The 9,214-nt window shown below is 48.4% G+C and carries 5 protein-coding genes; 1 reads left to right on the plus strand and 4 read right to left on the minus strand.

Annotated features, from left to right (window positions below; genetic code table 11):
* Positions 1 to 53: 53 nt before the first annotated feature.
* The 3 genes from V4C51_RS05530 to V4C51_RS05540 are packed head-to-tail and all read right to left on the minus strand — an operon-like array spanning position 54 to position 4,601.
* Positions 54 to 1,448 (minus strand): sigma-54-dependent transcriptional regulator, encoded by a 1,395-nt coding sequence (locus tag V4C51_RS05530; RefSeq protein ID WP_330925137.1) that lies wholly within the window; start codon positions 1,446 to 1,448, stop codon positions 54 to 56.
* Positions 1,445 to 4,432: an ATP-binding protein gene (locus V4C51_RS05535; protein WP_330925138.1), complete on the minus strand. Its 2,988-nt coding sequence runs from the start codon at positions 4,430 to 4,432 to the stop codon at positions 1,445 to 1,447. The genes V4C51_RS05530 and V4C51_RS05535 overlap by 4 nt, the downstream gene beginning before the upstream one ends.
* Entirely contained in the window at positions 4,425 to 4,601 is a 177-nt protein-coding gene (locus tag V4C51_RS05540; protein ID WP_330925139.1) for a hypothetical protein, read from the minus strand. The genes V4C51_RS05535 and V4C51_RS05540 overlap by 8 nt, the downstream gene beginning before the upstream one ends.
* Before the next feature lie 470 nt (positions 4,602 to 5,071).
* Here V4C51_RS05540 and mutL point away from each other — a divergent pair, with 470 nt between their 5' ends.
* Complete coding sequence (gene mutL / locus V4C51_RS05545; protein WP_330925140.1) at positions 5,072 to 6,976, plus strand: DNA mismatch repair endonuclease MutL; 1,905 nt, start codon at positions 5,072 to 5,074, stop codon at positions 6,974 to 6,976.
* Positions 6,977 to 6,984: 8 nt separating this feature from the next.
* Here the strand turns inward: mutL and V4C51_RS05550 are convergent, their stop codons facing one another.
* Positions 6,985 to 9,078, minus strand: coding sequence for a S9 family peptidase (locus tag V4C51_RS05550; RefSeq protein ID WP_330925141.1), 2,094 nt, complete (start codon positions 9,076 to 9,078; stop codon positions 6,985 to 6,987).
* Positions 9,079 to 9,214: the final 136 nt, after the last annotated feature.

Genomic DNA, 9,214 nt, shown 5'->3' on the forward strand with positions numbered 1-9,214 from the left:
CTCCTACTGCGGCTACGGGCAGACTTTTAAGACTGCTTCTGAATGACTAAAAGCTATACAGGACTGGCCTTTTTTCTTGGAATACCCAAACGCTGCCGTCTTTCCCACAACGTCTTGCGACTAATACCGAGTTTTTGAGCCAACTCGGTTTCGGTCATTTGATCCTGATGCTCCAGGACAAAGCGCTGAAAGTAGTCCTCCAGGGTTAGGCCACCCTGGGGCACGTTACTCTCCGCTTTAAAAGCCAAATGACGTACTTTAGTTTCGATATCCAGATACTCAGGCGTAATAATAGTGTCTTCTGAGAGAATGACGGCCCGTTCGATGGCATGTTCCAACTCCCGCACATTACCAGGCCACGAATGCTGGTTAATGGTTGCCATGGCGTCCGGTGATAAGGAATACAGTGGCTTGTTCATTTTGTCACAAGCTCTTTTCAACAACCACTCTGCCAATGTCAGAATATCTGTTCCACGCTCGCGCAAAGGAGGTATCCGCAATTCAACGACTTTCAGCCGGTAATACAAGTCTTCACGAAACCTCGACTCAAGGGAAAGCTGGTGCAGATTACGGTGCGTTGCTGCTATCAAACGAATATCCACCTTTTGGGACTGAACCGACCCTACACGACGGATTTCTCCTTCCTGCAACACGCGCAGCAGACGTGCCTGCGCCTCCAGGTTGAGCTCCCCGATTTCATCCAAAAACAAGGTGCCGCCATTTGCTGCCTCAATCAACCCTGCGCGCGCCGCTGAAGCACCGGTAAATGACCCTTTTTCGTGCCCGAACAGTTCTGATTCAATCAAGCTTTCAGGAATCGCTGCACAATTAACCGAAATCATAGGGCCGGTTGCCCGTTTACTTCTTTCGTGTAACGCTTTCGCTATCAGCTCTTTACCAGTGCCAGACTCACCCTGAATCAACACGGTGGCATCCGTTGGCGCCACCTTTTGTACCCGCTGAAAAAGCTGCAACATGGCAGGGCTGTCACCGATAATACCGCGAAACCTTGAGTCTGATGACGGGCTGGAGGCGGAATCTTCAGGCTCGCCAAGATCAGGCTTTTGAACCCTTTGCGCACGCCTCGGTGCCTCACTTTCAGCAAGCACTTCCCTTACACGTCGCAGCATTTCTTCATGGTCAAACGGTTTGGCAATATAATCCACTGCCCCCTTTTTCATGGCACTGACAGCAGAGTTAAGGCTGGCATAACTGGTCATAATCAACACAGGCACACCTTGTGCCCTGGCAATTAGTTCAGAGCCAGGCTCTCCCGGTAAACGGAGGTCGCTGATGATCAAGGAAAAATCCTGCAGGTTGAAGTTCCGCTCAGCCTCGTGCACCGAACCTGCCTCACTGACTGACAACCCCTGTCGCTTCAACAAGCGTCGCAAAGATGCCCGAATAATGCCTTCATCCTCAACAATAAGAATATGTGCCTGACTCATACCCATTCCCCCGAATGCGTTATCTCCTGCTGTTGTTTTGCGTGCACAGACTCAATACGCGGCAGGGAAACAATAAAACAAGTACCACTGTGACTGACTTCATTAACTGGGCTGATGACGCGTATCGTACCAAAGTATGCCTCAACAATATTCCAGGCCAGTGCCAATCCTAATCCTGTCCCTTTGCCCGCTTCTTTTGTGGTAAAAAACGGATCAAATAGCTTTTCTTTTATATTTTGTGGGATTCCATGTCCATGGTCTTCTACGACAATATCAACGGTATGTCGCTTTTCTGTTGTCGATACCGTGATATGACCACCTTTTGGCGAAGCATCAGCCGCATTACTCAGTAAATTGATAAACACCTGCTGCAACTTTTGATAGCCGGCTAACACCCAATGTTCCGGGTTGCAGCGATTCAAAAATGTCAGCTCATCATGTTTAGCGTTTAATTGTAATAGCGCCATGGCTTCACCAACGCACTCATAGAGTCTCACAGGTTGAGCGTTACCTGTCACCCCCTGCCTGGTCTGTCCACTGTGCGCGTAACTTACCAACATTTGCACAATATTACCGACTCTTTTGGTCTGTTCAAGTATTTGTTGGGCGCTTTCACGGATAGTCGGGTCGGTTGAAAAGCCTTTCAGTTCTTGTGCCAGACAGTCAATCCCGGTAATGGGATTGCCAATTTCATGGGCGACCCCGGCAGCCAGCCGGCCGATAGAAGCCAGTCGTTCACTGTGTATCAACTGGTCTTCAAGTTGCTGGTGCTCGGTAAGATCTTCCAGCAGCAATACCTGATTGCCATCCATTGTGATGGCTTCGCTGTCAATACTGGCCTTATGCACACTAAAACATCGAAGCGTACCCTCAACATCGATGCGATATTTGTTCAGGGATGTTCGGTCCTGGTCAATAAACGTACCAAGCAATGACACCCAGGGTTCAGGCAAACCGCTCACCGGGAATCCCAGCACCTGTTCAGTTTCAAGCCCGGTCATCGCCACCATGGCGGGGTTCCATAAAAGAATATCACCATGCCCGACGGCACACACCCCTAAAGGAATACTGTACAGTGTTTTCCTATGATACCGCCTTAAGCTGTCCAGCTCAGCAGCAAGCCCGGTCAGCTCAGAGTGATAGACCTCAAGGCGCGACTCAAGAAAATGCCAGTCCTGATGAATGTAACTTTTATCGCTATCAAGGGGTAAAAATGTGTTGACAATCTCAAGGGCCACCGTCGGCCCCATAAACCCGGATAAATTACTTTCTATTTTGTCCCTGAGCCTTGCCAGTTCACCGGGCCGTTTCTCATCAAATTTAAGACCCAATTCAGCCAGTGCCCTGGACACCTCTTTTTGGGCTGCCCGTTTTCCCAACGGCTCACACAGCATCTCCTGAAAAGCCAGTGCCGACTGTGCTTTGGGAACACTCTGCGCACCTGCTGTCACATGCTGAACCACGCACGCCCTGGCAACACGTTGCTCGGCTTCTGTTGCTCGCGTCAATAATGACACTGTCACAAAGACAGTAATATTGACAAAAAGCGCCGCCCCTGCCGCCAGATGCCAATGCCCGACAATCCAGCTTTGCACCCTGTCACCTTCCACAAAAAGTGGCACAATATCTATCGCCAAAGGGAGCATAAACGTCATAAACCAAAGGCTGGTTCCTGCCAGTACACCGCTGATAAATCCTTTATGATTCGCCCGCTCCCAATACAAAGTACACAGTGCCCCCGGCAATAACTGAAGAGCCCCTGCATACGCGACAATATTCAGCTTATGTAAATCACTGTCATCATGCAGCAGCCGATAAAAGCAATAAGCGGCAATAATAAGCACTATCATTAGTCCGCGCTTGAGCCATATCACTCGCCGGTAAATATTGATCTCCGAATTGACATGTTCAATCTGTTGGTAAATCGGCAAAACAATATGGTTTAACATCATTGAGGACAGTGCCAGAGTTGTTACTATCATCAGACTGCTGGCCGCTGACAGTCCACCGAGATAAACAATCAACGTTAACCAACGCTGGTTTAATGCCTGCCCAATGGCCAGAGGAAAGTATTCCGGGAGGGTATTTACATTCAGCTTAATGGCTGCCCAAATAATAAGGGGCGTTGAAATACTGAGCGCTAACAAAAAAAGCGGCAATCCCCAACTGGCAGCATACAGGGTTTTACGATCACGGTTTTCTGTAAACGTCATGTGAAACATGTGAGGCATGACAATCGCTGACGCAAAAAACATTAACAGCGTCGTTCGCCAGGGTCCTTCTTCCAACGGCGTATTCATGGCAAAAATATTTTTACTGTTAGCATTTAACCATGTATCCAGTCCATCCATACCACCAAAGACCTGGAAAAGAATTACCCCCCCCACAACAAGAATTACAGTCATTTTCAGCAATGACTCAACAGCAATCGCAAATACCAGTCCCTGATGATGATCACGACTGGTGATAGGCCGTGAACCAAATAACACCGTGAAAAGCATCATGGAAATACAAAAACCAATGGCCAGCGTATCAGCTGATGATTGGTCTGTGATCAAGTGAATACTGTCCGATACCGCTTGAATTTGCAGAGCCAAAAGCGGCATTAAGGTAACAAATAACAATAAAGCACTGATCGTCCCGGCAACCGGGCTTCGAAAGCGAAAAGCAAACAAGTCCGCCAATGAACTGAGTTGATGCTTTTTAACGATATTGAGTATGGGATTTAACAATACCGGTGCCAGAAGAAATGCGCCACTGAGACCAAAATAAAAGGCCAGAAACGCATAACCAAAATCATAAGCAACCCCCGTGCTCCCATAGTAAGCCCAGCTACTGGCGTAGACGCCTAAGGATAAAACGTAGGTAACAGGGTGCTGAACAACGCGTCTGGGAAACCACCCTTTTTCTGTGATCCATGCACAGGCAAACAAGAGCAATAAATAGCCAGTGCTGATAATCACCAAAGGCTGTATGTCAAACATCGTCAGCTTTTCCCCGTGGCTGTAAAATAAAAGCTGCCACAATCAGAATCAGCCATAACACCCAGGGTTGATACCAGCGTTCACCAAAATGAATCCACCAGCTCATAATGGCGGGAGAGAAAAGGTAAATACCTATCACCAGAAGCAGTACGAGGCGATATATATACATAAGTCGTCCGGCTCTCTATTACCCGTGCTTTTAGGGGCTATTGCCAATTGCGACAGCCTCTTTTGTCCAAGTAGCCTGTCGGACTTAAGACAATTTCGGCCTAAAATCCAGAAAGTCCGAGAAAGTCCGAGAAAGCGCGGCCAGAATTTCCGATCAATTTGCTTAAACAGGACAACTATTCGCGCAAATTGATCGAAAATTCTGACTCGCCCTACTGAATTTTATGCTCGAAAACATAAGTCCGACAGGCTCCAAGGGAAAAGCCTATATATTTTCAATTACTGCGGCATATATCAATGCTTTTGGTGCCTTATGCTCCGGTTTCCCATCACCGTCACACCGGGCAATAAAAAAGCCAACAAGCCATGACCAGCAACAACTATATGCTTTTAATAGCGTAATCCGTATTTATTGGGTATGTTTACTGCTTTGATAGCCATTGAGAATGTCCATTGAGCACTGCCTGACCCATGAAGCCTATTCGTTTACTGGATAACCGGCTTGCCAACCAGATTGCTGCCGGAGAAGTGGTGGAGCGCCCTGCCTCTGCCCTTAAAGAACTGCTGGAAAACAGCCTGGATTCAGGTGCGAAAAAACTCAGTATCGACGTAGAAGCCGGGGGGGTGAAGTTGATCCGGGTACGGGACGATGGTTATGGTATTCCCAAAAATGATCTGTCCCTGGCACTGTCACGACACGCCACCAGCAAAATATCAGAACTTGAAGATTTAGAAGGAGTGTCAACGCTCGGTTTTCGTGGCGAAGCCCTTGCCAGCATCAGCTCCGTGTCCCGCTTAACCTTAACCTCAAATACCGAGGGTCAAGAGGCAGGATGGCAGGTACAGGTAGAAGGGCGGGATATGGCCTCCCGCCTTGATCCAGCCCCACACCCGGTGGGTACAACCGTTGAGGTGAAAGACCTGTTTTTTAATACACCGGCCCGACGAAAATTTTTGCGTACAGAAAAAACCGAGTTTTCCCACCTTGAAGAAGTGGTCAAGCGTCTGGCCCTGTCACGCTTTGATGTGGCTTTTGCGCTCAGGCACAACCAGCGCAGTGTTCATCAGTTGCGCCAGGCCACCACACAAGCGGAAAAAGATCGCCGGGTTGCCTCACTTTGCAGTCCCGCGTTTATTGAGAATGCCGTAGGTATTGAGGCAGAAGCATCAGGATTAAAGCTGTGGGGGTGGGTGGGCTTACCCACCTTTTCCCGAACCAGTGCCGACTTGCAGTATTTTTTTGTGAACGGGCGTGTTATTCGTGACCGACTGGTTGCCCATGCCGTTCGTCAAGCCTATCGTGATGTCCTGTTCAGTGGCCGCCACCCAACCTTTGTCTTGTACCTTGAGCTTGACCCGGCAATGGTGGATGTCAATGTCCACCCTACCAAGCATGAAGTGCGCTTCCGTGATGGGCGTTCGGTGCATAATTTCTTATTCAGTACATTAAACCGGGCGCTGGCAGAAGTGCGACCCGATGACCATTTGCCGCCAACAACCCTGCCCCCCCAGGCAGTGAATACTGGCGTGGCAGCGGGTGAATTCAAGGGACAGGAGAATATGCCTCTGTCCCCGGACGCTTCAAAAGCAACATCGCGGGAGTCAGGTTCAGAAAATACAACAGCGCCTGCTTACGCATCGCCTGCTACACCCCGACAAATCAAACGACAAATGGCGTCTTATGGCGAGCTGTACGCATCCGCGGCACCAACGATGGTTACCCCTGACAATAGTGAACAGGTAGCGGAATCAACGGTCACTGCTGAGGCCGCGTCCAAATCCAATACGCTTGCTCCCCCTTTAGGCTATGCCGTTGCGCAATTGAAGGGGGTGTATATTCTGGCAGAAAATGATCAGGGGATGATTCTGGTGGATATGCATGCGGCCCATGAGCGTATTACCTACGAGCGTATGAAGGTGGACTGGAGAGCTGAAGGCATTGCTGCTCAACCCCTGTTGGTACCCAAATCCATTGCGGTCAGTGCCAGGGAGGCCGATTGTGCTGAGGAGCATGCCAGCCATTTTCAAAACCTGGGGTTAACATTAGCGCGAATGGGGCCAGAAACCCTGATCATCCGCGAAGTACCGGTACTGCTGAAAACCGCCGATACGGAGAAACTGGTACGCGATATCATTACTGATCTGGAACAGTTTAGTACCAGTGATAAAATTGAAGCCCATATCAATGACATTCTTGCCACCATGGCCTGCCATGGTTCTGTTCGGGCTAACCGCAAGCTTTCCATTGAAGAAATGAATGCGCTGCTCCGCGATATGGAGCACACGGAACGCAGTGGTCAATGCAATCACGGTCGGCCAACCTGGACACTGTTAACCATGAACGAGCTGGATAAGTTGTTTATGAGGGGACAGTAACAACAGGGTTATTTCAGGTTTTCCAGGCCGAAGCATTTTAATACAAAGGTATAATCAAAGGCCACGTCCTCAATCCACTCGTATCGCTTGCTGGCACCGGCATGACCGGCATGCATTTTCATATTGAGCAACAATAGGTTGTCGTCTTTTTTTAACGCCCTGAGTTTAGCCACCATTTTAGTGGGTTCCCAATAGGTGACCTGCTCATCAGCAATCCCTGAGTTAAACAGCATGGGGGGATAGTGGCAGGCTTTTACATTGTCGTACGGTGAGTACTGCAAAATATAATTAAAGTCGTCTTTGCTATGGATAGGGTTTCCCCACTCTTCCCACTCAGGAGGGGTCAATGGCAGGGTCTTGTCGCTGATGGTATTGATAACATCCACAAATGCCACATGAGCAATGACACAACCGAACAGGTCAGGTCTCAGGTTTGTCACTGCCCCCATAAGCAAACCGCCGGCACTCCCGCCATTAATCGCTATTGCCCCTTTTTGGGTATACCCCTCACTGATCAAATGCTCACAGCTATCAATAAAATCATAAAATGTGTTCATCTTGTTATGCATTTTTCCATCGAGGTACCAGGCATAGCCCTTGTCATCGCCTCCACGGATATGGGCTATGGCGTAGACAAAACCCCGGTCTATCAAACTGAAAATACGTGACGAAAAACTCGCTGACACCCCGTAACCGTAGGAACCGTAGCCATAAACAAAGGCTTTGTGCGTGCCATTTTTTACCAGTCCTTTTTTATGCACCACTGTCATGGGAATGTGTTCACCATCTCGGGCTTTGGCAAACTCCCGTTTCACCACATAGTTGTCAGCGTCAAAATGCGGGACTGCCTTAACATGCACCTGTTTAACATTGCCTGTGGATAAATCCAGTTCCAGTACTTTGTTGGGACTCACTGGCGAGTCATAGTCGAGTCTGACGACAATAGACTTATGATCCCATGCACCTGAAAACGACAAGTCGTAGGCTTCATCAGGCATGGTAACGGTTTGCTCATTCCCTGAAACCATATTTTTTATGATGATTTCATCCAGTGCCTTGTGGGTATTTTTTCTCTCGAGCACCAGGAAATCGTTATAAAAACTGATGCCATCAAGGCAATGGTTTTTCTGCTCGGCCAAAAACAGTGTCCAGTTTTCCTGTGACCACTGATCAGCCTCAGCGGAGCAGCGCATGATTTTAAAATTATGGGCTTCGTCCTGATTGGTCAGAATATAAAAATAGCCCTGATAATGATCCACAGAAAATGAAATGTCATTCTCTCCTTTAACAAAGGCTTCAAAGCGGTCAGTGCCTTTTTTAGCCACAAACACAACATGGGTGGCACCGCTGTCAAGGTGCAACAAGGAAAACGCCCTGTCTGTAGTTCGAGAAAGGGACATAAACAGGTCATCATAGTGCGCCGGTTTGGTGAAAATCAGCTGTTTTTCTTCCGGTCCTTTGTGAATATTGACTTTATAGACAGCCTTGCCACGGGAGAGTGCATCACTCTCAACAATATAAAGATGTTCATCATCGGCCCACTGAAAAGAGCCGGTACTGTTGGCAAACGACCAAGACAGATCTGTTGCTGTGGTTAAATCCCGCACCTTGATGGTACTCTCCAGAGAACCGGTGAGGTTAAACGCATAAGCAAAGTGAGTCTGCGCCTGATTGGTGGCTGATGCCTCCATTTGGTAAAGCGCTTTGCCTTCAGCCTCTTTATTCACATCAAAATAAATGGTTTCAGGTGCCGCCCTATTCCCTTTTTTGCGGCAAAAAATCGGGTAGTTTTTACCTTTTTCTTCCCGAATATAGTAATAATAATCCCCTTTTTTTACCGGGTAAGAGCTATCATCTTCTTTGATGCGCGAAAGCACTTCATTATAGAGCGTTGTGGTCGTCGCCTTTGCGTCTCCCATTACATGGTGTTTGTAGGCTTCTTCTTCCTGTAGATAACTCAGCACCTGCGGGTTGTGGAAATTCAGCTCCCCCTTGATCAACCTCTGCCAGTTTTTATCCCTCAGCCATTGGTAGTGGTCTGTTCGCTCATAGCCATGCTGATGGACGACACAATTTTTTTTAGCGGCCACTGGCGGTTTCATGATGTTTGTCACCTTTTGTCATTATTACCCATACGAGCTATCCCGGATATTTCATAAACTGCCCTGAGAATTGCGCGGAACCTTGCGGCTCTAAGGGATTTCGCGAAGGAGCGCCGTACCGGGGAGTACGGTCGAC

Origin of the sequence: Candidatus Sororendozoicomonas aggregata, assembly GCF_031528575.1 — a bacterium.
GTDB lineage: Bacteria > Pseudomonadota > Gammaproteobacteria > Pseudomonadales > Endozoicomonadaceae > Endonucleibacter > Endonucleibacter aggregata.

Bases quoted from the DNA above. Each gene is read 5' to 3' on its own strand.
- V4C51_RS05530 (WP_330925137.1), bottom strand. From the start codon at position 1,448: ATGAGTCAGGCACATATTCTTATTGTTGAGGATGAAGGCATTATTCGG.
- V4C51_RS05550 (WP_330925141.1), bottom strand. From the start codon at position 9,078: ATGAAACCGCCAGTGGCCGCTAAAAAAAATTGTGTCGTCCATCAGCAT.
- V4C51_RS05535 (WP_330925138.1), bottom strand. From the start codon at position 4,432: ATGTTTGACATACAGCCTTTGGTGATTATCAGCACTGGCTATTTATTG.
- V4C51_RS05540 (WP_330925139.1), bottom strand. From the start codon at position 4,601: ATGTATATATATCGCCTCGTACTGCTTCTGGTGATAGGTATTTACCTT.
- mutL (WP_330925140.1), top strand. From the start codon at position 5,072: ATGAAGCCTATTCGTTTACTGGATAACCGGCTTGCCAACCAGATTGCT.